This window comes from Aeromonas simiae, assembly GCF_000820125.1.
In the GTDB taxonomy this organism is placed as follows: domain Bacteria; phylum Pseudomonadota; class Gammaproteobacteria; order Enterobacterales; family Aeromonadaceae; genus Aeromonas; species Aeromonas simiae.
Genome location: NZ_CDBY01000039.1, coordinates 38,135 through 62,431, shown reverse-complemented (window position 1 = coordinate 62,431; position 24,297 = coordinate 38,135). Strand labels below are relative to the sequence as shown.

General features: G+C 62.1%; 20 protein-coding genes and 1 tRNA gene. 6 read left to right on the top strand and 15 right to left on the bottom strand.

Going from position 1 to position 24,297, the window contains the following annotated elements:
• The first annotated feature begins 1 nt into the window (after nucleotide 1).
• The 3 genes from BN1134_RS06960 (at nucleotide 2) to nhaC (ending at nucleotide 2,075) form a co-directional block, all read left to right on the top strand.
• Nucleotides 2–87 (top strand) — tRNA-Leu (locus BN1134_RS06960).
• Between the two features lie 82 nt (nucleotides 88–169).
• Complete coding sequence (locus tag BN1134_RS06955) at nucleotides 170–445, top strand: late competence development ComFB family protein (protein WP_042046185.1); 276 nt, start codon at nucleotides 170–172, stop codon at nucleotides 443–445.
• A gap of 229 nt (nucleotides 446–674) precedes the next feature.
• Nucleotides 675–2,075, top strand: coding sequence for a Na+/H+ antiporter NhaC (gene nhaC / locus BN1134_RS06950; RefSeq protein ID WP_042046183.1), 1,401 nt, complete (start codon nucleotides 675–677; stop codon nucleotides 2,073–2,075).
• Between the two features lie 48 nt (nucleotides 2,076–2,123).
• Here nhaC and radA read toward each other — a convergent pair whose 3' ends face one another.
• On the bottom strand, nucleotides 2,124–3,494 hold the full coding sequence (gene radA / locus BN1134_RS06945; protein WP_042046181.1) for a DNA repair protein RadA: 1,371 nt from the start codon (nucleotides 3,492–3,494) through the stop codon (nucleotides 2,124–2,126).
• A 104-nt stretch (nucleotides 3,495–3,598) separates the two neighbouring features.
• On the opposite strand from radA, the gene BN1134_RS06940 reads away from it, so the two are divergent.
• Complete coding sequence (locus tag BN1134_RS06940) at nucleotides 3,599–5,977, top strand: PilZ domain-containing protein (RefSeq protein ID WP_042046179.1); 2,379 nt, start codon at nucleotides 3,599–3,601, stop codon at nucleotides 5,975–5,977.
• Here the strand turns inward: BN1134_RS06940 and BN1134_RS06935 are convergent.
• Both BN1134_RS06935 and serB read right to left on the bottom strand, forming a co-directional pair.
• Entirely contained in the window at nucleotides 5,955–6,860 is a 906-nt protein-coding gene (locus BN1134_RS06935; protein ID WP_042046178.1) for an alpha/beta fold hydrolase, read from the bottom strand. The genes BN1134_RS06940 and BN1134_RS06935 overlap by 23 nt on opposite strands.
• Before the next feature lie 23 nt (nucleotides 6,861–6,883).
• Nucleotides 6,884–7,888, bottom strand: a complete 1,005-nt coding sequence (serB, locus tag BN1134_RS06930) for a phosphoserine phosphatase SerB (RefSeq protein WP_042046189.1) — start codon at nucleotides 7,886–7,888, stop codon at nucleotides 6,884–6,886.
• 104 nt (nucleotides 7,889–7,992) lie between these two features.
• On the opposite strand from serB, the gene BN1134_RS06925 reads away from it, so the two are divergent.
• On the top strand, nucleotides 7,993–8,610 hold the full coding sequence (locus BN1134_RS06925; RefSeq protein ID WP_042046176.1) for an AhpA/YtjB family protein: 618 nt from the start codon (nucleotides 7,993–7,995) through the stop codon (nucleotides 8,608–8,610).
• Between the two features lie 61 nt (nucleotides 8,611–8,671).
• Nucleotides 8,672–10,924, top strand: a complete 2,253-nt coding sequence (locus BN1134_RS06920) for a sensor domain-containing diguanylate cyclase (RefSeq protein WP_042046174.1) — start codon at nucleotides 8,672–8,674, stop codon at nucleotides 10,922–10,924.
• A 43-nt stretch (nucleotides 10,925–10,967) separates the two neighbouring features.
• Here BN1134_RS06920 and deoD read toward each other — a convergent pair whose 3' ends face one another.
• The 12 genes from deoD to BN1134_RS19195 form a co-directional block, all read right to left on the bottom strand.
• The gene (deoD, locus tag BN1134_RS06915; RefSeq protein ID WP_042046173.1) at nucleotides 10,968–11,684 is read right to left on the bottom strand and encodes a purine-nucleoside phosphorylase; all 717 of its coding nucleotides are present in this window, start codon (nucleotides 11,682–11,684) and stop codon (nucleotides 10,968–10,970) included.
• A gap of 73 nt (nucleotides 11,685–11,757) precedes the next feature.
• On the bottom strand, nucleotides 11,758–12,966 hold the full coding sequence (locus tag BN1134_RS06910; protein ID WP_042046172.1) for a phosphopentomutase: 1,209 nt from the start codon (nucleotides 12,964–12,966) through the stop codon (nucleotides 11,758–11,760).
• A gap of 13 nt (nucleotides 12,967–12,979) precedes the next feature.
• Entirely contained in the window at nucleotides 12,980–14,311 is a 1,332-nt protein-coding gene (gene deoA, locus BN1134_RS06905) for a thymidine phosphorylase (RefSeq protein ID WP_042046170.1), read from the bottom strand.
• Between the two features lie 84 nt (nucleotides 14,312–14,395).
• On the bottom strand, nucleotides 14,396–15,169 hold the full coding sequence (gene deoC, locus BN1134_RS06900) for a deoxyribose-phosphate aldolase (RefSeq protein WP_042046169.1): 774 nt from the start codon (nucleotides 15,167–15,169) through the stop codon (nucleotides 14,396–14,398).
• Nucleotides 15,170–15,533: 364 nt separating this feature from the next.
• On the bottom strand, nucleotides 15,534–15,704 hold the full coding sequence (locus BN1134_RS06895; protein WP_042046167.1) for a XapX domain-containing protein: 171 nt from the start codon (nucleotides 15,702–15,704) through the stop codon (nucleotides 15,534–15,536).
• Between the two features lie 128 nt (nucleotides 15,705–15,832).
• Entirely contained in the window at nucleotides 15,833–17,107 is a 1,275-nt protein-coding gene (locus BN1134_RS06890; protein ID WP_042046166.1) for a NupC/NupG family nucleoside CNT transporter, read from the bottom strand.
• 221 nt (nucleotides 17,108–17,328) lie between these two features.
• Nucleotides 17,329–18,105 carry a TatD family hydrolase gene (locus BN1134_RS06885; RefSeq protein ID WP_042046165.1) on the bottom strand — a complete coding sequence of 259 codons (777 nt, stop codon included), beginning with the start codon at nucleotides 18,103–18,105 and terminating at the stop codon, nucleotides 17,329–17,331.
• Between the two features lie 224 nt (nucleotides 18,106–18,329).
• A complete protein-coding gene (gene rlmD / locus BN1134_RS06880; RefSeq protein WP_042046164.1) occupies nucleotides 18,330–19,670 on the bottom strand; it encodes a 23S rRNA (uracil(1939)-C(5))-methyltransferase RlmD in 1,341 nt (446 codons plus the stop codon).
• Between the two features lie 123 nt (nucleotides 19,671–19,793).
• Entirely contained in the window at nucleotides 19,794–21,215 is a 1,422-nt protein-coding gene (gene amt, locus BN1134_RS06875) for an ammonium transporter (RefSeq protein ID WP_042046163.1), read from the bottom strand.
• 1,235 nt (nucleotides 21,216–22,450) lie between these two features.
• Nucleotides 22,451–23,272 carry a hypothetical protein gene (locus BN1134_RS06870; protein WP_042046162.1) on the bottom strand — a complete coding sequence of 274 codons (822 nt, stop codon included), beginning with the start codon at nucleotides 23,270–23,272 and terminating at the stop codon, nucleotides 22,451–22,453.
• Between the two features lie 25 nt (nucleotides 23,273–23,297).
• Complete coding sequence (locus BN1134_RS06865) at nucleotides 23,298–23,612, bottom strand: hypothetical protein (protein WP_042046160.1); 315 nt, start codon at nucleotides 23,610–23,612, stop codon at nucleotides 23,298–23,300.
• A 336-nt stretch (nucleotides 23,613–23,948) separates the two neighbouring features.
• Nucleotides 23,949–24,173, bottom strand: coding sequence for a helix-turn-helix transcriptional regulator (locus BN1134_RS19195; protein WP_084214740.1), 225 nt, complete (start codon nucleotides 24,171–24,173; stop codon nucleotides 23,949–23,951).
• Nucleotides 24,174–24,297: the final 124 nt, after the last annotated feature.

Below are 24,297 nucleotides of genomic sequence, written 5' to 3'. Positions count from 1 at the left end.
TGCGAAGGTGGCGGAATTGGTAGACGCGCTAGCTTCAGGTGTTAGTGCCCCCCGGGCGTGAGGGTTCAAGTCCCTCTCTTCGCACCATCATTCCAGAAAAGCCCGCAGCCTCAGGTTGCGGGCTTTTCGTTTTGGCTATGCTTGTGGTCGACTCAAGAGGAGAAACACCATGGCCATGGACACCGACATTCACAACTTCTACGAACATCTGGTGCTGGAATCGATCCGCGAACAGGAGCTGTTCACCCACCTCACCCAGGAGCAGCTGGCCGATCTTTGCTGCCTCACCCTCAATCAGCTGCCCGCCCACTACATTCGTCACGACGTGGACATGGTCTATTTCCTCACCGACGAAGAGCGCAAGAGCATGCAGCTCAAGGTTCATCAGGCGCTCTCTCATGCCTACAGCCGACTGCTCAAGAACGACGAACGAGACGACGCGTAGATTGAGATAAAACGCTACAACCTATCGGTAAAGTAGGCGAATAAGCCAATCCTGATCAAAAAACTGTATATTGTTTGGTTACTCACCGCACATCTTCACGTTTTTTTGGCTTTATAAAGTAATTTTTATGCTAGATTGCGCCCTCATTTCAAAGGTCGGCCCCTGAGGTGAACTGCCCGTCAGCGACGAGAGCAGGGGCCCCCTGGCGCGCAAGAGTGAGGACGTATCCATGCAACACCCTATCACGCTGCCGAAAATGCATCAGGTGGTGGCCTGTCTGGCCATCTTCCTGGCCCTCGCATTTTCCTTCACCAGCCTGCTTGACCTGCCAATCCAACTGGCGCTCTTCATCGCCTGGTTTGTCATCATGGGTCTCGGTATCAAGCTGGGCCATGACTACAAATCTCTGGAGCAGGCCGCTATCGATGGTGTCTCCAAAGGCATGGGGGCCATTCTGATCCTGGTCTCTGTCGGCGCCCTGGTCGGCACCTGGATCGCCGGCGGCATCGTCCCCAGCATCATCTATTTCGGCCTCAAGGTGATCCACCCCTCCATCTTCCTGCTGGCCACCCTGATCATCTGCTCGCTCACCTCTCTGGCGACCGGAACCTCATGGGGCTCGGCGGCCACCGCCGGCATCGCCATGATGGGCATTGGCCACAGCCTGGGCGTCCCCGCCCCTCTCGTGGCTGGCGCCGTGCTCTCCGGGGTCTACTTCGGTGACAAGCTCTCCCCGCTTTCCGATTCGGTGGTGCTGGCCTCGACCATGTCCAACGTCGACGTGGTAGAGCACATCAAGGGGATGCTGCCCATCAGCCTGTTCTCCTACATCATCACCGCCGCCCTGTTTTCCGCCGTCGGCATGCGCTACGCGGGGAACGTCAGTCTGGAGCAGGTCGAGCTGGTGATGCAGGCGCTGGATCAGCAGTTCAACATCACGCCGCTGGCGGTGGTTCCCGTGGTGTTGGTGCTGGGTCTGCTGGCCAACCGCAAGCCCGCCTTCCCGGTGATCAGCTTTGGCGCCCTGCTCGGCCTGGTGTGGGCCATCCTGTTCCAAGACATGGATCCGGTGCGCGCCCTGCATTCGGCTTACAGCCCGTTTGCCATCACCTCAGGGGTCGAGTTTATCGACAACATCCTCGGCCGTGGCGGCATGGAGTCCATGCTGGGCTCGGTGGCGGTGATCATCTTCGGCCTCGGCTTCGGCGGCCTGCTCGAGAAGGTCGGTGTGCTGGAGGTGATCGCCAACGCCTTCGAAAAGCGCATCAACAACATCGGCAGCCTGACCAGCTACACCATAGGTACTGCCTTCCTGGCCAACGTGTTCGGCTCGGCCATGTACGTCTCCTTGATCCTGACCCCCAAGATCATGGGCAAGAACTACGACCGCCTCGGCTTGCAGCGCAAGAACCTCTCACGCAACGCCGAGTTTGGCGGCACCCTCACCTGCGGCATGGTGCCCTGGAGCGACAACGGCATCTTCATGGCCGGCGTGCTGGGGGTAGCTACCCTCGACTACCTCCCCTACATGTGGTTGAGCTTCACCTGCATCATCGTCACCATCACCCTCGCCTACTGCGGCAAGGCGGTGAACCGGGTGCCGGTCATCGAAGCCGCCAGCTCCCGCTAAACGAAAAAGGCGCCCAAAGGCGCCTTTTTTATCTTCGACCGAGATGGGTCACAGCGCCTCCAGCGCATCGGCCAGCTTCTTAACCGGCACCACCTCCATCCCCTCGATGGGGGATTTGGGGGCATTGGCCCAAGGCACGATGGCGCGGCGAAAGCCGTGTTTGGCCGCCTCTTGCAGCCGCTCCTGGCCGGAGGGGACAGGCCGGATCTCCCCTGACAACCCCACCTCGCCGAACACCACCAGATCGCGGGCCAGCGGCTGATCGCGAAAGCTCGACACCATGGCGAGCAGCAACCCCAGATCCGCACTGGTCTCTTCGACCTTGACCCCGCCCACCACGTTGACGAAGACGTCCTGATCGGCCATCTGTAGCCCACCGTGACGATGCAGCACCGCCAGCAGCATGGCCAGACGGTTGTGATCCATCCCCACCGCCACCCGGCGCGGGTTGGAGAGCTGGGAGTAGTCCACCAGCGCCTGCAACTCCACCAGCAAGGGGCGGGTTCCCTCCCAGATCACCATGACTACAGAGCCGGGAGACTGCTCCTCGCCGCGACTTAAGAAGATGGCCGATGGGTTGCTCACCTCGCGCATCCCCTGCCCCGTCATGGCAAACACGCCGAGCTCGTTGACCGCCCCGAAACGGTTCTTGTGGGAGCGCAGGGTACGAAAGCGCGAGTCATGGCCGCCGTCGAGCAGCACGGAGCAGTCGATGCAGTGTTCGAGCACCTTGGGGCCGGCCAGGGTGCCGTCCTTGGTAACGTGGCCCACCATGAAGATGGCCACGTTGTTTTGCTTGGCGTAGCGGGTCAGCAGGGCGGCGGCCTCACGCACCTGAGAGACCGACCCCGGCGCCGACTGCACGTCGGCCACGTGCATCACCTGGATCGAGTCGATGACCATGATCTGCGGTTGCTCCTGCTGGGCAATCACGCAGATCTGCTCGACGCTGGTCTCCGAGAGCATGCGCAGCTTGTCGGTGGGTAGGCCAAGGCGCGAGGCGCGCATCGCCACCTGCTGCAATGACTCCTCCCCGGTCACATACAGGGTCTTCATTCGCTCGGCCAGGCCGCACATGGTCTGCAACAGCAGCGTCGACTTGCCCGCCCCTGGGTTGCCGCCAATCAGGATGGCCGAGCCGGGCACCACGCCGCCGCCCAGCACCCGGTCGAGCTCCTTGAAGCCGGAGGTAAAACGCGGGATCTCGGTGGTGGCGATCTCCGCCAGGGTCTGCACCCGGCTGCCGGCGGCACCGGCGTAGCCGCTCAGGCGGGCTGCCGAGGCGCCGCGCGGTGTGCTCACCCCGAGGCGCACCTCGGTGATGGTGTTCCACTCTTTGCACTCGCTGCACTGGCCCTGCCAGCGGCTGAAGTCTGCCCCACACTCGGAGCAGACGTATGCGGTCTTGTTCTTAGCCATCTCACAACTCGTAGGACAGAATAATTTGATGCTTGGTATACTTGGTTGCACTCGGCAAATCAAATTGCCTTTCAGATTCATAGACTTCTTCACGACGGGCTTGCATGGAACGCACCTCTCACCACCCCACCATCGATCAGCTCATCCCCCTGCTGCGCGAGCGGGACTTCGACGATCTGTTTGAGCGCCTCACCCAGGGCGAGAGCAGCAACGGACGCTTTCTGCTCAAAATGGAGATCAAGCGCCTGTGCACGCCGTGCCGCCGGGTCATCGACATGAGAGCCTACCTCGGCGACGAGTGCCAGCTGTTCGAGTATCAGGGTATTCAGCACGCCATGCCGCCGGAGGCCATCGCCCTGTTCCACTCCCAGTGCTACCTCTATCGTGACAGCTATACCCTGGGGGTGTACGAGGCATTGCAGCAGTGGCTCAAGCGCCAGGGGCACAGGGCCAGCCAGCAGCAGCCAGAGACCTCCCCCCGCGCTCAGCTGGAAGCCAAACGGGTGCCCTTTGCCAGCTACTACAGCCGCAGCGACGAGCGGATGCACTACAGCTCCCAGGTGCTGCTTAAGTTCAACGATGGCCAGCGCCTGTTTGCCAAGACCTCCGATATCTCGTTGAGCGGCACCCGGGTGCAGATCCCTTTTCCCCTCGAGCATCCGCCGGGGGAGATCATCGAGGTCTACTTCACCGGCCTGGAGCACGACCATCCGCAAGAGGCGTTACACCACCCGGTGCACTACCAGTTGCTTGGTCACGATGAGCGCAACGGCCGCCATTGGCTACGCCTGCTCAAGGTGGCGAGCACGCCCGAATTTGACGCCTTCTTGCAACAGTTCATCGACAGCAACAAGAGCCGCTACCGGATCAGCGTGGACTACCTGCTGTCTGCGGCACTGACCAAGGGTTACGAGCAGTACTTCCTGCCGCGCATGAGCGGCCTGCCCCTGTTCTTTCGCGGCCACGCCAACCCGCGGCTCGATACGGTGCTGCGCACCGAGAACAACCAGGGGATCTTGAGCGACTGGCGCGATGAGAAGAACCGCGACATGCTGGCCGGCCTGTTCCCGCCGGCGCGCATGGCCGCGCTGCTGGCCCAGCCGGATAACCAGAAAGAGACCCTCATCTACAGCTTCACCCACTCGGTACGCAGCCACATCTACTTCTTCTCCGCCACCCGGGAAGAGCTCGACCACAGCGGCCTGCGTGCCCTGTTCTTCCAGGTGGGAGCCCGCCGCTCCAGCTGGCGCGTCTACCACCTCTCGCTGGAGCCCTGCCGCCCGCAGGAGGCCGAGATCGCCAGCCTGCTGCCCCACAGGGAACCCCATCCGCAGGATCATCTGCTGCACGAGCGAGTGCGCCAGATCAGCCATGTCGGCCTGCTGCAACCGGTCGACAACGAGCTGATCCGCGACGATTACCTGCAATATGGCGCGACAGGGCACAACGCCAACGAGTTGCAATGCTTCGGCCACCCCGTGGAGGTCGAGCCGTTCGAGATTGAAACCCTCTACTACCTGCAACTGCGCAGCGAGCCGCGTTACAGCCACCGCACCGCGGTGGTGGTCCAGCAGGGGGAGAAGAGCTACCTGGGGTGGTCGCGCGACATTTCGGTGCAAGGGCTCTGTCTGGAGATGGAGCAGGGGGTACCCTGCCAGCGGGGAGAGGTGCTGCACATTGCACTGCCGCGCTTACAAGCGCTGTCGAAAAACATGGAGCTGCGCCAGCTCCCTTATCGGGTGGTCGGCCTCAACAGCAATGGCACCGTGCTGCACCTGTGCATAGAGGGAGCGGCGGAGACCCACGTCGGGCGCCAGTTCTTCGCCCTGCTCATCGAGAGCAACCTCAACAAGCTCAAGGAGGTGCGGGAGGGACGGCGCTATCGCGGTTATGCCAGGGCGCTGCGCAACCTCTACGCCCATCACCTGTTTACCCACCCCTTCTACATCAACCGCCTCAAACAGGGGCAGCGCGTGACCGCCATCGCCCATGCCGGGGCGCCGCGCGCTCTCGATGCCCTGCTGGCCGCCCAGGCCGAGCAGGAGGGCAACGACAACCTGACCCCGCTGCTGGCCGGGGAGCGTTTCAAACTGCTGGTGCAAGAGCCGCTGCGCGATCGCCAGCGTGAGGATACCCCCCTTGAGCAGGAACTCTACGTAGCGCTGTGGCAAGAGAAAGCGGGGGGCTGGGAGAGCGATGCCATGCTGCTCACCGCCTTCCCCGATGCGGCGGCGCGCCGCGCCTTCGTCACCCAGGCGCTGACACGGGGGCGCTTCTTCTCGGTGCGGATGATGCTCTCGCGCACCGGGCGCCCCGATATCCACTTCATCGGCAACGAACTCGACTACATTGCCAAGTTCGCCATCCACAAAGCCAAGCAACTGGAAGAGGAGCTGTGGAGCGTAATCGGCCTCGGCGAGCTCATCGACACCACGGCCGCCACCCTGGCCGCCCTCGGGATCAGCGCGCCGGCGGCGCCTTGAGCCACTCGGCGATGGCCGGGAAGTGATCCTCCTGGGCCTGGGGGGCGGTCAGCATGTTGATGTGGTCGTAGTCGAGCCGGTTGCCGTTGGCCTGGGCCAGCAGGGTGAAGCGCCCCTTGGCCCCCATCTCATCGAGAAAACGCTGCACGTCGATAGGGTGGCCGAGCACCTTGTCACGCCGGGCGGCAATCATCCAGACCGGCGGCCACGACACTGCCGCGGCGGCACTGTCGTAGGCAAAACCGTCATAGGGATCGACCCAGGGCTCCCCCTTGACCCAGGGGATGCTCTCCTCGAGATAGCGCAGCGGCTCGTCGTCAGCCCCCACCTTGTAACGGCGGGCGGCAAAAAAGCCCTGACGGCGAGCCAGCCAGGGCGCCAGCCGGTTCCACACCAGATCCACCTTGAACCAGCGCTCCGGCCCCTGCACCGAGACGCTGCGCTTGGTGCCAAAGAAGAGCAGGCTCGCCACCTGTGTGGCCAGCTCGGGGTAGCGCACCAGCGTCGACGCCATCAGCACCCCGCCCCATGAGTGGGCCAGCCAGTGCACGTTCGCTCCCGCGTGGCGCTCACGCACCCAGCGGTGCAGGGCGGGGATGTCCTCGGTAATGAGTTCAAACTGGCCGTGCTCCGCCTGCTCGGCAATGGCCGGCTGGCTGGCTCCGCGCCCGCGCAGATCGGCCACATAGACCTGATAGCCGTGACGGGCCAGGAAGCAGGCGAGCCCCTTGCCAGACTCGGTATAGAAGATGCGGCCGTTCTCGATGGCGCCGTGCACCATCAGCAGCGGCTCGCCATGAACGGGCACGGCGGGCCCGATGGCCCGCACATGCAGGGTATGGCCGCCAACGGCGACGTAATGAGATTTCTGCTCCAGTGACATCTCCCCTCCTTGGGAATCTGGCCTCAGCGCGTCCAGCGCAGGGTGGCGGCGCGGCTCGCCTGTAGCAGACAGAGCACCCCATCGAGATCGTGATGCTCGATGCTGGCCGCCGCCTGGGCCCGCACCACCGGCTTGGCGTGGATGGCGATGCCAAGGCCCGCGGCCGCCATCATCTTGAGGTCGTTGGCCCCATCCCCCACCGCCACCCGCTGGGTGAGCGCAATACCATACTGCTCGCCAAGCGCGGTCAGCTCTTCGGCCTTGACGGCGGCATCGACGATGCGCCCCGTCACCTTGCCGGTCAGGCGTCCCTCCGCCACCGCCAGCTCATTGGCGTGAATGGCATCGAGCCCCAGCGCGCGCTGCAACTCACCGGCGAAGCGGGTAAAGCCACCGGAGGCAATGGCCACCTTCCACCCCGCCCCCTTGAGGGTCTCCACCAGCTCGGGCAGCCCCGGCATCCAGGGCATGTTGGCCGCCACCTCGTCGAGAATGGAGACCGGCGCCCCTTCCAGCAGGGCCACCCGGTTGCGCAGGCTGTCGGCGAACTCCAGCTTGCCCTGCATGGCGGCGGCGGTGACGGCGGCCACCTGCTCCCCCACCCCAGCCAGACGGGCAATCTCGTCGATGCACTCGATGCGGATCGCGGTCGAGTCCATGTCCATCACCAGCAGACCCGGCTGCGCCAGGGTCGGCAAGGTGCGCAGATGGCAGACATCGAAGGCAAAGGTGCGTTCGCGCAGGGCCGCCACCAACTCGGGAGAGAAGCGATCGCACCCCAGCAGCAGGGTGGGACGGGCCGCCTCGGGCAGCGGATAGAGCACGGCGCTCACCCGCTGTTCGTCGAGCAGCGCCCCCAGTTGGCTCAGGGCCGCCGGGTTGAGCGCCTCACCGACCGCCACCAGCCAGGCAGAGTCCTGAGCGTGCTCGGTCGCCACCAGTGTGTCATCGGCCAATTGCCAGAGAGGAGCAGTACAGAGCGTCCGCTGCCACTCGGAGAGGGCCTCGGGAAGGGTCGAAATCCATATCACGGCACAGGTTTCCTATTAACGAAATGGGGTCAGGGTAGCGTATTGCTTTTTGCCGAGGCAAGGGCGAAGATCCCGCCACCTCAGCCCACGGAGCCCAACCCTTGCGTTACCTGCCTCTCAAACGAGCCCTCAGTCTTGCCGCCGGCGCCCTGCTCTGTGCCTGGGTACTGGTCATGCTGCTGCGGCTGCAATCCGAGAGCCAGCAGGCGATGCACGTCCAGGCTCGCGAGCAGGCGCAGGCGCTGGTCAGCTATGCCGCCCGCAACATGAGCCGCTGGTTGCAGGAGAAAAACAAGAGCGAGCTGGCGCTGCTGGCCGACAATCTGGCCAAGGACCCACTCATCACCGACGTCACCCTCTACGATCAACGCGGGGTGCCGATCGCCCAGTCCGGCAATGCCCTGCCGCTGGAATCCCTGCTCCCCATCGGCAGCGAGAACGCCACCAGGCCCAAGCAGGGTGAAGGGCGCCAGCCGTTCATCGAGGAGATCAATCTGGAGGGCAAGACCCTCGGCTACCTGCGCATCACCCTGGAGGAGCAGCAACTGCTCGAGCCATTGCAGACCAAGCTGCGCAGCGATCTGGAACGACTGCGATTGATGCTGCTGGTGATGCTGCTGGCCGGATTGTTCATCTCGTTCGGGGTGCGCCGCAACTATGTCCGGGTACGCAAGCACCGTAAAAAGGAGAGTGCGCCCACGCCGAAAGAGGAGGCGTGACGCTGGATTGCCCCTCACGACTTGTATATAACTCTGGCTAGCCTACTGCACGGAGCCCTGCATGCACGTCGCCCCACTGCCCCTGGACGAAGCTGACCGCTTGCAGCGGTTGCGCGTCCTCGGCCTGTTTGACCATGAGCCCATCGCCTCCCTGGATCGCCTCACCCGGTTGCTGACCCGCCATTTTGATCTCCCCATCGCCCTGGTCTCCCTGGCCGACAGCGAGCGCCAATGGTTCCTCTCTCATGCCGGCACGTCGCTTTGTGAAATCCCCCGTGCACTCTCCTTCTGCGGCCATGCCATGCTGCGCCCCGACATCATGCAGGTGGAAGACGCCCGCCTTGATGCGCGTTTTGCCGACAACCCGCTGGTGACCGGTGCACCCCATGTGGTCTTCTACGCCGGACGGCCACTGCACGCCAGCGACGGCACCGTGCTCGGCACCCTCTGCCTGGTCGATCACCAGCCGCGCCGCCTTGATGCGCAGCAGTGCCAGGATCTGGATGACTTCGGCCATCTGGTGGAGAACACGCTACACGATATGGAGCGGCGCATTCAGCTCGACTGCCTGAGCCGGGAGCTCGACGACAAGACCAACCTGTTTGCCCGCATCTTCACCCACAGCTCGGTCGGCATGGCCCTCACCGCCCTCGACGGCAGCTGGCTGCGGGTCAACCCAGGCCTGCAACAGCTGCTCGGCTACAGCGAGACCGAGCTGCTGACCCGCACCTGGCAGTCGATGACCCATCCGGACGATCTGCCGATCGAAGCGACGCTCTTTCACTCCCTGCTCGCCGGCGAGCGTGGTCACTACCGGCTAGAGAAACGGCTGCGCCGCGCCGATGGGGGATACTGCTGGGTGCAGCTGAGCGTGGCCCTCTGCCAGGGGGGCAGCGAGCCTCCCTACCTGGCGGCAGTGTTTGCCGACCTAAGCGAGCGCAAACAGATAGAGGCCGAGTTGCGCACCCTGCAAGGGGAGCTGGAGCAGCAGGTTGCCGCGCGCACCCGGGATCTCACCGACACCATCTCCCGCCTTGATGAGGAGCGCATCCAGCGCGAAGCGATGCAGACCCATCTCTGGCAGCAGCAGCGGCGCTTTGAGCACATGTTGCGCCACACCAGCAACGCCTTTCTCGAAATCGATGACCAGGAGCGCCTGACCGGCTGGAACCCGGCCGCCAGCCGCCTGTTTGGCTACACCCAGGAGCAGGCCATCGGCCAGCCACTGCGCGCCCTGCTGGGCGACGATAGCCCGCTGGCCGACCTGCTCTGCTCGCCGCTGACCGAGCCGCAGCGGCTCGAGAGCCACATCACCACCCGCCATCACGAGCCACTCTGTGTCGAGGTGGTGGCCGAGCGCCACGACTTCGGCGGCGCGGCCCGCCGCATCGCCTTCCTGCACGATATCTCGGAGCGGGTACAGGCCAGCGAGGAGCTGGCCCGCAGCCGGGCACGGCTGCGCGAGATCACCGACAACCAGCCGGTGCTCATCAGCATGATCACGCCAGACGAGCGCTACCTGTTCGTCAACCGGGCCTACTACGACTATTACCGGATCGAGCCTGACCGCATCCTCGGCATGCATGTCCGCGATGTGCTGGGCGAGGAGGCTTACGCCGAATCGGCCCCCCTGATCGCCAACGCCAGAGCGGGCAAGCGAGCGGTGCAGGAGCGCAGGGTCACCCGCTACGGCGAGCCGCGCATCATCCGGGTCGAGTTCATCCCTGCCGGCGGTACCGAGCCCGGCACCTATGTGCTGGCCACCGACATCACAGAGTACCGCCTGCTGCAACATCAGCTCGAGCACGAAGCCACCCACGATCCGCTCACCGGCCTCCCCAACCGGCGCGCCTTCACCCTGCGCCTGACCCGGGAGCTGGAGCGGGTACAGCGCGGCGAGACCGCGCTCGGCCTGCTGTTTATCGATCTGGACGGCTTCAAGCAGATCAACGATCACTTCGGCCACGACATGGGGGATCTGGTGCTGCGCCACGTCGCCCAGTTGCTGGGCGAGGCGGTGCGGGGCGGCGACATGGTGGCCCGTCTGGCCGGGGATGAGTTCACCGTGCTGCTGCCAGGGCTGGAGCTACAGGAGCTGGGGCTATCGCAGTTGAGCCAGCGCCTGCTCGAGGCGATGGCCATCCCCCTCACGTGCGGCGATCTGGTGTTACAGACGGCGGGGAGTATCGGTGGCGTGTTGTGCCGCCCCGGCAGGGAGTACGATCTCGACCACCTGCTGCATCAGGCCGATGAGGCCATGTATCGGGCCAAGGCGGCCGGCAAGGGGCGCTACCAGCTAATCGAAGAGGAATAAAAAACGGCGGCCCTTGGGCCGCCGTCTCATTGGTGCGAAGGCATTACTGGTCGCCCAGCAGCACCGACTCCAGCGCGATCTCGATCATGTCGTTGAAGGTCAGCTGGCGCTCTTCGGCGGAGGTCTGCTCACCGGTACGGATGTGATCGGAGACGGTGCAGATGGTCAGCGCCTTGGCACCGAACTCGGCGGCCACGCCGTAGATGCCGGCGGCTTCCATCTCGACCCCCAGAATGCCGTACTTCTCCATCACATCGAACATGGAGGGGTCCGGGGTGTAGAAGAGATCGGCAGAGAACAGGTTGCCGACGCGCACCGGGGTGCCCTTGTTCTTGGCCGCTTGCACCGCGTTGGCGACCAGATCGAAGTCGGCAATCGCGGCGAAGTCGTGATCCTTGAAGCGCAGACGGTTCACCTTGGAGTCGGTGCTGGCGCCCATGCCGATGACCACGTCACGCAGCTTGACGTCTTCACGCACCGCACCGCAGGAGCCGACGCGGATGATGGTCTTGACGCCGTACTCGGTGATCAGCTCCTTGGTGTAGATGGAGCAGGAGGGGATGCCCATGCCATGGCCCATCACGGAGATGCGGCGGCCCTTGTAGGTGCCGGTGAAACCGAGCATGTTGCGCACGTCGCACACCTGCTCGACGTTCTCGAGGAAAGACTCGGCGATGTACTTGGCGCGCAGGGGATCACCCGGCATCAGCACCACGTCAGCAAAGGCGCCATCTTTCGCATTGATATGAGGAGTTGCCATTCTCTTGATTCCTTCACACTGATTAAATTGTTTTGTTGTTGTCTGCCTGCCCCGCGAAGGGCGGGCGGCTAAGTTACAGGAAGCTAGTGCCGTACTGCAACTTGGGCAGGCCGTGATAGGCCGCGATGCTCTGACCGATGTCGGCAAAGGTGTCGCGACCGCCTACACTGCCGGCCTTGACCGGTTTACCGTAGAAGATCACCGGGATGTGCTCACGGGTGTGATCGGTGCCGCCCCAGGTCGGATCACAGCCGTGGTCGGCAGTCAGTACCGCCACGTCGCCATCCTGCATCAGGGCGAACAGCTCCGGCAGGCGGGAGTCGAAATACTCCAGCGCATCGGCGTACCCCTTCACGTCACGGCGGTGGCCGTAAGAGGAGTCGAAATCGACGAAGTTGGTGAAGACGATGGTGTTGTCACCGGCCGCCTTCACCTCTTCCAGGGTTCTGTCCCACAGCTCGGTGAGACCGGTGCCCTTGACCTGCTTGGTGATGCCCTGCTGGGCATAGATGTCGGCGATCTTGCCGATGGAAACCACCTGACCCCCCGCCTCCTTCATGTAGTCCAGCACGGTCGGCGCCGGCGGCAGCACCGAGTAGTCGTGACGGTTGCCAGTGCGCTTGAACTCGCCCTTGCGCGCCCCCACGAACGGGCGGGCAATGACGCGGCCGATGTTATAGGGCTCGAGCAGCTCGCGCACGATGTGGCACAGCTCGTAGAGCTTCTCGAGGCCATAGGTCTCTTCGTGGCAGGCAATCTGAAACACCGAGTCGGCCGAGGTGTAGAAGATAGGCTTGCCAGTGCGCATGTGCTCCTCGCCCAGATCGTCGAGCACCTGAGTGCCGGAGGCGTGGCAGTTACCGAGGTAGCCCGGCAGGCCGGCTTTCGCCACGATGGCGTCGAGCAGCTCGGGCGGGAAGCTGTTGGTGGTGTTCGTGAAGTAGCCCCAGTCAAACAGCACAGGCACGCCGGCGATCTCCCAGTGGCCGGACGGGGTGTCCTTGCCGGAGGAGAGCTCCTTGGCGTAGCCGTAGGCCGCCACCACCTCGGTCTGCTTGTCGAGACCGGCGGGGAACAGACCGGAGGAGAGCTCGCAGGCATGCCCCAGCCCCAGCTTGGTCAGGTTGGGCAGCGAGAGCGGGCCGCGCCCCGCCACCTGGCCCTCGGCACACGCCTTGGCTATGTGGCCGAGGGTGTTGGCACCGACGTCACCGAACTTGTCGGCATCGGCGGCAGCGCCGATACCGAAAGAGTCCATCATCAGGATAAAGGTACGTTTCATGGGAGTCCCCTTGTTACAAATCGGCCAGAGTGATGCGGCGATAGACCTCGGGCAGGGCCTCGGGCTGCGCGTCATCAATCCGGATGGCGGCGCGCACCATGGCGGCCGCCTGACTGAACTGTTCCTCGTTCTGAGCATGGATGAAGGCGAGTGGTTTATCCGCGCCGACCTCCTGCCCCAGACGAATAAAATCGGTCAGGCCCACGGCGTAGTCGAGCCGGTCAGCCGGGGCACGCCGCCCGCCGCCCATGGCCACCACCGCCAGACCCAGCTCACGGGTGTCCATGGCGCTCACAAACCCGCTGCGCTCGGCGTAGACAGGGCGGACGATGGCACTCTTGGGCAGGTAGTGGTCATAACGCTCGACGAAATCGGCCGGGCCACCGAGCCCCGTGACCATGCGCCCGAAGATCTCGGCCGCCTTGCCGTTATCGAGCACCGCTTGCAGCTTAGCGCGAGCCCCTTGCTCATCCGCGGCCAGCCCGGCGGAGAGCAGCATCTCGGCGCACAGGGCCAGGGTCACCGCATGGATGCGCGGGTTGCGGTACGCACCGGTCAGGTAACGCACCGCTTCACGCACTTCCACCGCGTTGCCGGCACTGGAGGCCAGCACCTGGTTCATGTCGGTGAGCAGGGCCGTGGTGCGGCACCCCGCCCCGTTGGCCACCGCGACTATGCTGTTGGCCAGCGCTTCCGAGGCCTCGAAGGTGGGCATGAAGGCGCCAGATCCCACCTTGACGTCCATCACCAAGGCGTCCAGCCCGGAGGCGAGCTTCTTGGAGAGGATCGAGCCGGTGATCATGGCGATGGATTCGACGGTGGCGGTCACGTCGCGCACCGCATAGATGCGCTTGTCGGCCGGGGCGAGATCGCCGGTCTGACCTATGATGGCGACACCGGCCTCACGCACCACCTGGATGAAGGTGTCGTTGTCGACCGAGGTCTGGTAGCCGGGGATGGCATCGAGCTTGTCCAGGGTGCCGCCGGTGTGGCCGAGACCACGGCCGGAGATCATCGGCACGAAGCCGCCGCAGGCGGCGACCATGGGGCCGAGCATGAGAGATACCACATCGCCCACCCCGCCGGTGGAGTGCTTGTCGACGATGGGGCCGCCGAGGTTAAGGGGAGCCCAGTCGAGCACCATGCCGGAGTCCCGCATGGCGCAGGTCAGCGCGACACGCTCGTCCATGGTCATGTCACGGAAGTAGACCGCCATGGCCAGCGCCGCAATCTGCCCTTCCCCTATGGTGCCCTGGGTGATCCCCTCAACGAAGAATTGGATTTCCTGAGTCGTCAGCGCGTCACCATTGCGCTTCTTGCGAATAATTTCCTGAGGCAAAAACATCTTTGATTCCTTCCGCGCCAAGGCGCGCAATGCAAGCCAGATAGGAGTCCTGAAGCGGGGCGGCACGCCGCCCCGGTAATGCGCTTAGTAACCGCTGGTGTCGGCCGGCTTGTCGCCGTAACCCAGGGTCGCCAGCAGGCTGGCCAGCAGGCTGGAGGCACCGAAGCGGAAGGTGCGGGCGCTGACCCACTCCTTGCCCAGGATCTCCTCGGCCATGGCCAGATACTGGCCGGCGACGGCCGCATCCTTCACGCCACCGGCCGGCTTGAAGCCCACTTTCGGGTTCTTGGCCTTGATCACTTCCATCATGATGCGGGCCGCGCTCGGGGTGGCATTGACCGGCACCTTGCCGGTAGAGGTCTTGATGAAGTCGGCCCCGGCGTCGATGGCGATCTCGGAGGCGCGGCGGATCAGGGCTTCCTCTTTCAGCTCACCGGTCTCGATGATCACCTTGAGCAGCACCTGGTCACCGCAGGCAGCCTTGCAGGCCTTGACCAGATCGAAGCCGATCTGCTCATTGCCAGCCATGAAGGCACGGTAGGGGAAGACCACGTCCACTTCGTCGGCGCCATAGGCAACGGCGGCGCGGATCTCGGCGACGGCGATCTCGATGTCGTCGTTACCGTGCGGGAAGTTGGTGACGGTGGCGATGCGCACCTGTTCGGCGCCGATCTCGCGCAGGGTCTTGCGGGCGATGGGGATGAAACGGGGATAGATGCAAACGGCGGCGGTCAGGCCGGCCGGGGATTTTGCCTTGTGGCACAGAGCGATGACCTTCTGATCGGTATCGTCATCGTTCAGGGTGGTCAGGTCCATCAGGTTCAGGGCACGCTGTGCCGCCATCTTCAGATCACTCATCTTGATTCTCCACTCGTTAAGTCTTGCGCCACGACGGGATGGGTAGCGTGTACCATCCAGCCGGGCACGCATTGTTTACAGCAAAACTGCACAGGCAATCCGACTGCAAATAAGGCATGAGCCCTGTCACTTTCTTACAAAAGTGCGGACTTGGTTCCATGAAGACTTGGAGAAGAGATCGCGGTGACCCCAAACCCAATCAATTCCATTTGACCGCCAATACCCGGTTGTCACCGGATATTAGTCATTGTCAGCACCCTGCTGACCCTGCCTATTTGAGCCGAGATACCCCTGCTTTGCAAGCCGGAATTTCTCGTTTGGCGAGGGGGCTTCACCTCGCTGTGAAGCAGGCCCCACGCCGCTTTCAGGAGAAAAAGCGGGCTACGATCCAGGCGTAGCCAAGCCCTCCCAGATAGACCCCGACTATACCCATCACACCGGAGAGCACAGGCGGAGCAGGGATCGGTAGCTTGAGGATGGAAAACAGCACCCCGACTATGAATCCGGCGACCAGCGCCAGCATGACCTCATTCATGGAACCTCCGATTGACGCTTTGATATTGTTGTTTTTGTAAGGAAAACGGTTGTCACCGCTTCAAATGCGAACGCCACAGCATCTGCTGTGGCGTTCGTCGTTATTGGGCACTCTAACCTGTGCGCTGCTTACATCCCGGAGAGGGCCAGGAAGAAGCCGGCTATGGTGGCCGACATCAGGTTGGACAAGGAGCCAGCCAGCACGGCCTTGAGGCCAAAGCGGGCGATGTCGCCACGACGGTTCGGCGCCATCGACCCCAGACCGCCGAGCAGGATGGCGACGGAAGAGAGGTTGGCAAAACCGCACAGGGCAAAGGAGATGATCGCCTTGGTATGGTCAGACATGGCCACGCCATTGATCAGCACCTCATCTTTCAGATAGGGAGCGAAGTTCAGGTAAGCCACGAACTCGTTAACCACCAGCTTCTGACCGATGAAGGAGCCGGCCACGGTCGCTTCACTCCAGGGCACACCGATGAGGAAGGCGAGCGGAGAGAAGAACCAGCCGAGCAGTAGCTCAAGGGAGAGCTCAGGCATGCCGAACCAGCCACCCACGCCGGAGAAGATGCCGTTGATCATGGCGATCAGGCCGATGAAGGCGAGCAGCATGGCGCCCACGTTCAGGGCCAGTTGCAGACCGGCCGAGGCACCGGCGGCGGCGGCATCGATCACGTTGGCCGGCTTGTCGTCCAGCTCGGCATCGGCGTTATCTTCTTTGTAGCTGGGGGCCTGGGTCTCCGGCACCAGCAGCTTGGCAAACAGCAGACCACCGGGGGCCGCCATGAAAGAGGCGGCAATCAGGTACTCCATCTTGACGCCCATGGCGGCATAGCCCGCCAGCACAGAGCCCGCCACGGAAGCCAGACCACCACACATGACGGCAAACAGCTCAGAGTCGGTCATCTTGGCGATGAAGGGGCGCACCACCAGCGGGGCCTCGGTCTGACCCACAAAGATGTTGGCGGTGGCAGAGAGGGACTCGGTGCGCGAGGTGCCCAGCACCTTTTGCAGGCCACCGCCCAGCAGCTTGATGACCCACTGCATGATGCCGAGGTAGTAGAGTACGGCGATCAGGGAGGAGAAGAAGATGATGACCGGCAGCACGCGGAAGGCAAAGATGAAGCCGCCACCACCGAACACGTCGAACATCTTGTTGCTGACCAGGCCACCGAACAGGAAGTCGATACCATTTTGGCCATAACCGATAACGCTGGAAACCGCACCAGAGGCGCCGCCCAGAATATCTTTGCCAACCGGGACATAGAGCACGAACGCACCCAGGCTAGCCTGGATGGCAAACGCACCGGCCACGGTACGTATGTTGATAGCCTTGCGGTTGCTCGAGAAGCACACCGCGATGAGGATGAGCGTCGCCATCCCCACCAGACCCATGATCAAGTTCATTTGTTATTTTCCTCTAGTAGCACCTTGCCCCTGGTTAACGAGTTGTATCAACAAACCCGCTCCCGAGGCGGCGCATTATACTGAATGAACGCTGACAAAGTATTGGTTAGGTCACATTTTGTGTTCGTAAAATTGGTATGATGACCGGTTTTTAGACCGCAAACGATTTTTGTGCACGAATTTTGTCACGCTCCCCGCCGCTCTGGTTAATCCGTTGTGAATTATCGCAACAGACGCGGAAACAACGCTTCGCTCGACTCACGTAACAGTTCGGCAACCTTGGATGGTGCCTCCCCTTTCAATCTGGCCAGACACGCCAGCACCTCGGGCAGATACTCGGGGCTGTTGCGCATCCCCTGCCGGCCCGCCAAGGGCATGTCGGGCGCATCGGTCTCCAGCACCAAGGCTTCCCATGGCATCGCAGCCACCGCCTCACGGGTCTTGCTGGCCCGCTCGTAGGTAATGGTGCCGCCGATACCGAGGCGAAATCCCAGCGCCCAGAAGCGCTCGGCCTGGTGCAGCGAACCGGAGAAGGCGTGGATCACCCCCCCCGCCGCCGGGCGGTAACGCTTGAGCAGCGTGGCCACCGTGTCATTGGCGCGCACCGAGTGCACCAGCAGCGGCAGCTGAAACTGATGAGCCAGCTCAAGCTGCCCCTCGAACAGCTCGAGCTGGCCCGCCTGGGAGACCGTCGAGCGGCCATCCAGCCCGCACTCGCCGATGGCCACCAGGGCGCTGGGGCGGGCCGCCAAGCGGGAGGCGAGCCGGGCCAGTACGCCGCTGGTCTGTCGTGAGGCCCACATGGGGTGCACGCCCAGCGCATAAAAAATCCCGGCCTCCGACGCGGCCAACCCCTCCAGCGCCGCCCAGTTCTCCTCACCGACGGCAGGAACGATATAGCGCGCAACCCCGAGCGACCGGCTCGCCGCCAGCACGGCGGCGCGATCGCCGTCAAAGTCAGCGAAGTCGAGATGGCAGTGGGTATCGATGAGGTGCATGAGCGCTCCTTGACATGATGCTCTGGTGACAGAGGCGCGGAGTCTGCACTGGCTCGCAGAGGCGCCAGATGGCCGGCCCGCCCATCCTCACCGCGCAGGGGGCAACCGGCATCAGAAGAAGGGAGCAGCCCCCCTTTTCAGGGCCAATCGCCGCAGCGCCCCTTTTCCTCTCTATGAAAAAGGCTTCCCGCAGGAAGCCTTTATGACACGATGCCGATCGGCTCTCAAGCGCGGCGTAGCCGGGCCACCGCCTCCACGTGCAGGGTGTGGGGGAACATGTCGACCGGCTGCACGGCCTCCAACACGAAGCCGCGTGCGGTGAGCCAGGCCAGATCCCGCGCCAGACTCTGGGGATGACAGGAGACATAGACCAGCCGTTCTGGCGCCATGGCGACCAAGGTGTCGAGCAGGGCCTTATCACACCCCTTGCGCGGCGGATCGATCACCACCACGTCGGCACGCTCACCGGCATGATAGAGCTCGGCGACCTTCTCTTCGGCCTTACCCACGTGGAACTCGGTATTGCCGATGCCGTTGCGCTCGGCATTACGGCGGGCATCGTCGATAGCCTCGGGCACCAGCTCGATGCCGACCACTCGGGCCGCCTGACGCGCCAAAAACAGAGAGATGGTGCCGATACCGCAGTAGAGATCGAACACGGTCTCGCTGCCGGTGAGGCCCGCAAACTCCAGCGCCTTGCCGTACAGCATGTCGGTCTGAACCGGGTTCACCTGATAAAACGAGAGCGGCGAGATGACGAACTCGAGATCATGCAGCCGATCCGTGATGATCCCCTCCCCACTCAGCACCCGGTTGGTCAGCCCCAGCACCCGGTTGCCCGGCTCGGGGTGAATATTGTGTACCACAGTGGTGATGGGCAGCCCTTCCAGGGCGGCCAGCAGCTCGGCCTCGGCCGGCAGCTGCTCGGTGCGGGTCACCAGCACCAGCATCCACTCCCCGCTGGCAAACCCCTTGCGGGTCATCACGTGGCGCAGATCGCCCTCATGATGCGCTTCGTCATAGGGGTGCACTTCGTGCTCGCGCATCCAACGGCGCAGACGGGCCAGCAGTTCACCGTGCAGGGGATCTTGCACCGCACAGTCGTCACAGGCGACCAGGTCGTGGGAGTGCTTGCGATAAAAACCGATCTCGGCTCCTTCGTCGGTGGCTCGCACCGCGAACTGCGCCTTGTTACGCCAGGCAAACGGGCTCTGCATGCCGAGCACCGGCTCAACCTCCACCCCCAGCCCCTGCTGGGTCAGGGCGCGGCGCACCAGCTCGCGCTTATATTCGAGCTGGGCCGGGTAGGCCAGCGGGCGCACCTGGCAGCCGCCACACTCACTATGGGCGCAGAAATCGGCGATCCGATCCGGACTCGCGGTCACCACCTTGTCGAGACGCCCATGCAGGTAGTTGGGCTTGACCAGGGTGAGCGTCACCTCCACCTCTTCACCGGGGAGCGCGCCTGCAACATAGAGCGGCACTGCATCAAGCCGGCCTATGCCATCCCCCTTGTCGGTCAACTCGAGGATCTGGATGCGCTGCTGCTCTCCGACTGCGGACATGATGTTCTCCACTGGCGTAATGGGGGTGTGGGCAAGGGTGGCAGAGTGTAGCGAAGATGGGGGCAAAATGCAGGCATAAAAAAACCGCCGGACAAGCCGGCGGTTCGCGCGTGGGCGCACTCATTACATGCTATAGGCCTTCTCGCCATGAGAGGTGACATCCAGCCCTTCGCGCTCGGCATCCTCCTTCACGCGCAGGCCGATCAGCATGTCGACCAGCTTATAGGCAACCGCCGACACCACACCGGTCCACAGCACGGTGACCAGCACGCCGATCACCTGAGCCTTGACCTGAGCCAGAATCGAGTACTCCGCTGCCACACTGTTGGTGACATAGTCCCACACGCCGATCCCCCCCAGATCCGGGCTGGCAAACACCCCGGTCAGCACGGCGCCGAGGATGCCGCACACCCCGTGCACACCGAACACATCCAGGCTGTCATCGGCCCCCAGCAGGCGCTTAAGACCGTGTACCCCCCACAGACCGGCCACGCCGCTCAGCAGACCGATGATGAGGGCGCCGCCCACACCGACGAAACCGGCCGCGGGAGTAATGGCCACCAGACCAGAGACAGCGCCGGAGACCGCACCCAGCAGGGAGGGGCGCCCCTTCATCAGCCATTCGGCCATGGTCCATGAGAGCGCAGCAGCCGCCGGGGCAACCCAGGTGTTGGCAAAGGCCAGAGCCGCACCACCGTTGGCTTCCAGTGCCGAGCCGGCGTTGAAGCCAAACCAGCCGAACCACAGCAGGGAGCCCCCGATCATGGTCATGGTCAGGCTGTGCGGCGTCATGGGGTCACGGCCATAACCGATGCGTTTGCCCACCATGTAGGCCCCCACCAGCCCCGCCACGGCGGCGTTGATGTGCACCACGGTGCCGCCGGCAAAGTCGAGTGCCCCATGCTGGAACAGATAGCCTGCGGTGGCACCGGCTACCTCAGCCGCAGCGGCATCGGTATAGGCATCGGGGCCGGCCCAGTACCACACCATGTGCGCCATCGGTATGTAGGCAAACGTGAACCAGATGACGGCAAACAGCAGCAGGGCCGAGAATTTCATCCGCTCGGCAAACGCGCCGACGATGAGGCAGCAGGTGATCGCGGCAAAGGCCCCCTGGAACACCACATAGATGAGTTCGCTGATGCCCACCCCCTTGCTGAAGGTGGCGGCGATAGAGTCAGGCGTGACCCCCATCAGCAGCACCTTGTCGAAGGAGCCGTAGAAGGCGCCCCCCTCGGTGAAGGCCAGCGAGTAGCCATAGACCACCCACAGCACCGTCATGAGGCAGAACAGGGTGAACACCTGCATCAGCACGCTGAGCATATTTTTGGCGCGCACCAATCCACCATAGAAGAGAGCCAAGCCGGGGATGGACATCAGGATCACCAGGGCGGAAGCCACCAGCAGCCAGGTGTTGTCCCCCTTGTTGATCACCAAGGTAGCCGCAGGGGCTGCGGCAGCCTGCACCTGTGTCGCGGCCTCTTCTGCCCAGGCGGGCAGTGCCAGTGTGGCCAACAGACCTGACAGAACGACGGGTTTGAGCATAAAACTCTCCTTCCTTAGTTATCCCGGTGGTGCCGGGCCGGTTCCTGGTATTCGGAACGGTGCCGCGCAGGCACCGTACTGAACTCTCTCTTTGCAGAAACCGTTCCAACAAGGAAAACACAATAAAAATCAGAGAGTAAAATCACTACGACAACAATAACGCACCATTTTGGTGCTATCGCTGCGCCAGCCTGGATCGGGATGCCCGCAGAAAGCGCACACTTTTTGTGCTGCACCATGAAGGCGCAATTGGGGTCATGGCCCTATGGGACGCGAATGGGAAAACCGCAGAGAGAGGCCACCACTACGCACGAGATGCGTCAGCCCTTTCCCGATGAGGGCAAGAGGTGGAGATGGCAGGCAGAAAAAAACAAAAACAGCGCCCACACCACGATGGAGATGGGAGATGGAAGATGGGAGATGGGAGATGGAAGATGGGAGATGGGAGATGGGAGATGGCTGCCGCCATGTTGCCGCCACTCGCCCTCAGAAAAACATAAGGCCACCCGCTTGGGTGGCCTTATGTCATTGAATTTGATGTGGTGCCGGGGTCTCTATCAAATTTAGAGCATAACGCAATGATTTATAACATTTAAATACACCAAAAAGATCGCATGTACCCCCATAAGTACCCCCAGATATAAAATTCATATGAACTCCGCAACGCCAAGTGCAAACACGGCATAACCCTCAAGACAGATACAACCATGCTCAAAATTGCGGTTTTGGCCTCGTTTTGCATGACCGTGCCCAAACCACCTGTTTAGAGTGACGGAAAGTGAAAGATTTTGAAGGATTCTGAAGGATTCCCAGCCCCCGCAAAATGCCATTAAGGCATTGATTTAAATTATAAAAAAACACTTTACAAAGTGAATGGAAATGAGTGCGCGAAGCGCAAAGCGTGCAGGCGCGGGGAATTGCGCGCTGACGGGGCTGGCAGGGGTGGCAGGCTGCGCCAGTCGCTCAGTGGCACGTGAAAGGATCTTGAGAAGGGTTGGTCGGGTAGTCAGCAACTAATGCAGCAGCGGGCGGCTCATGCGCTCAGGTGCAAGCCAATAAAGGCCCGCCATGTGGCGAGCTGGATTGCAATTAGTGCTGGGTCAGATCGAAATGTCTACATGCAGCAAATTGCTCCCGAAGAAGTTCTACGTGTTTTGGTAACCAAAGAGGCACTGCTCGGCGAAAAAAAGCCCGCGCTGGGCGGGCTCAATGCACACGGTGTGCGAAAACCGGAGTCATGCCTCTCGCAAATTATTACTGCGGGCCAACATTGCATCCGGTGACCAGTTATCACGGCTTGCCTGCACGGCAGATTTGGGTTCTTCCGTTTGATCCATGCGCACGGCCTGTTTTGCACGAGCACTACATTTGGCTGATGGGCTGCCGACCAAATCAAGACGGATCAGATTGCTCGGCGGAATACGCTTAATCTCGTCCATGACCACCGGATCCAGTTCCGGATCGGTATCTCTCCAAATTGGCTCAAGCAACTCAACCACCAATGATTTCACCATATCGAGCGGGTGGATTTCTGCCGGAGCTATCAGGCCAGAGGGAGTGAATACAGTACTGGTGTCATCTTGCAAGAATGAGCCGATGGCCGCCTTCTGTTTACCTCTGAATACTAATCTGGCCAGCATTGGCAAGAGTGGAGCCAAGGCTTCTCGGGCTTCATCCAAATCACTGGCGATCAATTCATCCAGATAGGTTTGTGCAAGAGCGGAACGTTGCTTAAGGTGCTGGCGCCACAACGCCTGCCCAGAACATGAGCGCTCAAATGCACCGCCTTCTAACTCTTCGGCAACGACCTCCATGTCAGCCAACTCACTCTCAAGTGACGAGATATGAGTAGACAGCTGGCGATACTCTTTTTTGTTCGTGTTTCCCTGGGCGATCGCTGCTCGCCGGAGCTCACGCCCCCTCTGGATATCCTGTTTGATTTCATCGATACGTGTGGTGCTGATACAGGTCAGCAACCGATGCTCGCCTTCATGCCACCCCATATATTCACGATGCGCTTGTTGGGCTACTTGTACTAAATCGGTGATGTTATTCATTTCCGGTCTCCAAATCGGGGTCAATTCAGCAATCTGTTTCGGTCAGGTGTTTCAGGTCACTAGTTAGGCGTTCCACGTTTTCAGCCGTGAAGTTCATAACGCCAGCCAGGCCAGTGGATACAGCCCCCAACTGCTGCGACAAACTGAGCAGCATCTTTTCGTCACGCAGTTGAAGCGGGGTCTTTGCCAACTCGCTGGCATTGGAGGCATATTCGCGTAGTTCGCTGTTGGTCATGCCATCCAGGTTATCCAGCAACACTGCCTCCTGTTGCAGAGTCAGCTTGGGCATAGCGGCAAAAATACGACCGCAAATGGCGCCATGATTAAGCGGCTTGGTCATGATTTTCTCTCCAGTGGTTGATGGTGTTCTTGACGAGGGTTTGGGCGGTTCGATTAGGCTGCTGTCGCAAGATGTTTTGACCTGAAGCACTCAAGACGACCACCCCACAGGTGTGTTCGGTAAGGTAGTGCCACGGGTCTAACTTAGCCTCGGATTGAGCCGGTAGGGCGGCTTTCGCCAGTTCACTGCGGAAGATCGTCAGTAGCAGTCCTGCCTGTTCAGGAGAAAGCGGTCCTGCTATGTGCAATACACCACACACAGCCTGGCAAATCGTTAACCAGGTCGAGCCGGGCTGGAAGATCCCGCCTCGGTCATATGTCGTGGTGATTGGCATGATCAGGCAGCACTTCCAGCATGGGCGGCTTCCAACTTTGCCAGATCGATCCCATGCAGCTTTAACGCGGGTTCAATCTCGGCACGAATGAAGCGGTGTCGGCCATTGCGCCCGAGGCGAATTGGGCGCGGTAATTCGCCACGTTCAACCATGCGGTCAATCGTGTCGTGACGGCATCCAATAAGGACCGTTAGCCTTTTTCGTTCGATAAATACGGAATCTGACATTTTGCATCCCTCGATGTTTTTAACGCCTTTGAATGTTGCAACGACTCTGGTGCATACAGCGACCTTGCCCGGGTGTGTGGAGGCGCTACACACCCACGGATGATCCTGTTGATTGCTTTACGAA

Bases quoted from the DNA above. Each gene is read 5' to 3' on its own strand.
- BN1134_RS06865 (WP_042046160.1), bottom strand. From the start codon at position 23,612: ATGACCAAGCCGCTTAATCATGGCGCCATTTGCGGTCGTATTTTTGCC.
- rlmD (WP_042046164.1), bottom strand. From the start codon at position 19,670: ATGTCCGCAGTCGGAGAGCAGCAGCGCATCCAGATCCTCGAGTTGACC.
- BN1134_RS06935 (WP_042046178.1), bottom strand. From the start codon at position 6,860: ATGTCACTGGAGCAGAAATCTCATTACGTCGCCGTTGGCGGCCATACC.
- BN1134_RS06870 (WP_042046162.1), bottom strand. From the start codon at position 23,272: ATGAATAACATCACCGATTTAGTACAAGTAGCCCAACAAGCGCATCGT.
- BN1134_RS19195 (WP_084214740.1), bottom strand. From the start codon at position 24,173: ATGTCAGATTCCGTATTTATCGAACGAAAAAGGCTAACGGTCCTTATT.
- BN1134_RS06885 (WP_042046165.1), bottom strand. From the start codon at position 18,105: ATGCACCTCATCGATACCCACTGCCATCTCGACTTCGCTGACTTTGAC.
- radA (WP_042046181.1), bottom strand. From the start codon at position 3,494: ATGGCTAAGAACAAGACCGCATACGTCTGCTCCGAGTGTGGGGCAGAC.
- BN1134_RS06940 (WP_042046179.1), top strand. From the start codon at position 3,599: ATGGAACGCACCTCTCACCACCCCACCATCGATCAGCTCATCCCCCTG.
- BN1134_RS06895 (WP_042046167.1), bottom strand. From the start codon at position 15,704: ATGAATGAGGTCATGCTGGCGCTGGTCGCCGGATTCATAGTCGGGGTG.
- BN1134_RS06910 (WP_042046172.1), bottom strand. From the start codon at position 12,966: ATGAAACGTACCTTTATCCTGATGATGGACTCTTTCGGTATCGGCGCT.
- deoD (WP_042046173.1), bottom strand. From the start codon at position 11,684: ATGGCAACTCCTCATATCAATGCGAAAGATGGCGCCTTTGCTGACGTG.
- deoA (WP_042046170.1), bottom strand. From the start codon at position 14,311: ATGTTTTTGCCTCAGGAAATTATTCGCAAGAAGCGCAATGGTGACGCG.
- BN1134_RS06890 (WP_042046166.1), bottom strand. From the start codon at position 17,107: ATGAACTTGATCATGGGTCTGGTGGGGATGGCGACGCTCATCCTCATC.
- BN1134_RS06955 (WP_042046185.1), top strand. From the start codon at position 170: ATGGCCATGGACACCGACATTCACAACTTCTACGAACATCTGGTGCTG.
- deoC (WP_042046169.1), bottom strand. From the start codon at position 15,169: ATGAGTGATCTGAAGATGGCGGCACAGCGTGCCCTGAACCTGATGGAC.
- BN1134_RS06920 (WP_042046174.1), top strand. From the start codon at position 8,672: ATGCACGTCGCCCCACTGCCCCTGGACGAAGCTGACCGCTTGCAGCGG.
- amt (WP_042046163.1), bottom strand. From the start codon at position 21,215: ATGCTCAAACCCGTCGTTCTGTCAGGTCTGTTGGCCACACTGGCACTG.
- nhaC (WP_042046183.1), top strand. From the start codon at position 675: ATGCAACACCCTATCACGCTGCCGAAAATGCATCAGGTGGTGGCCTGT.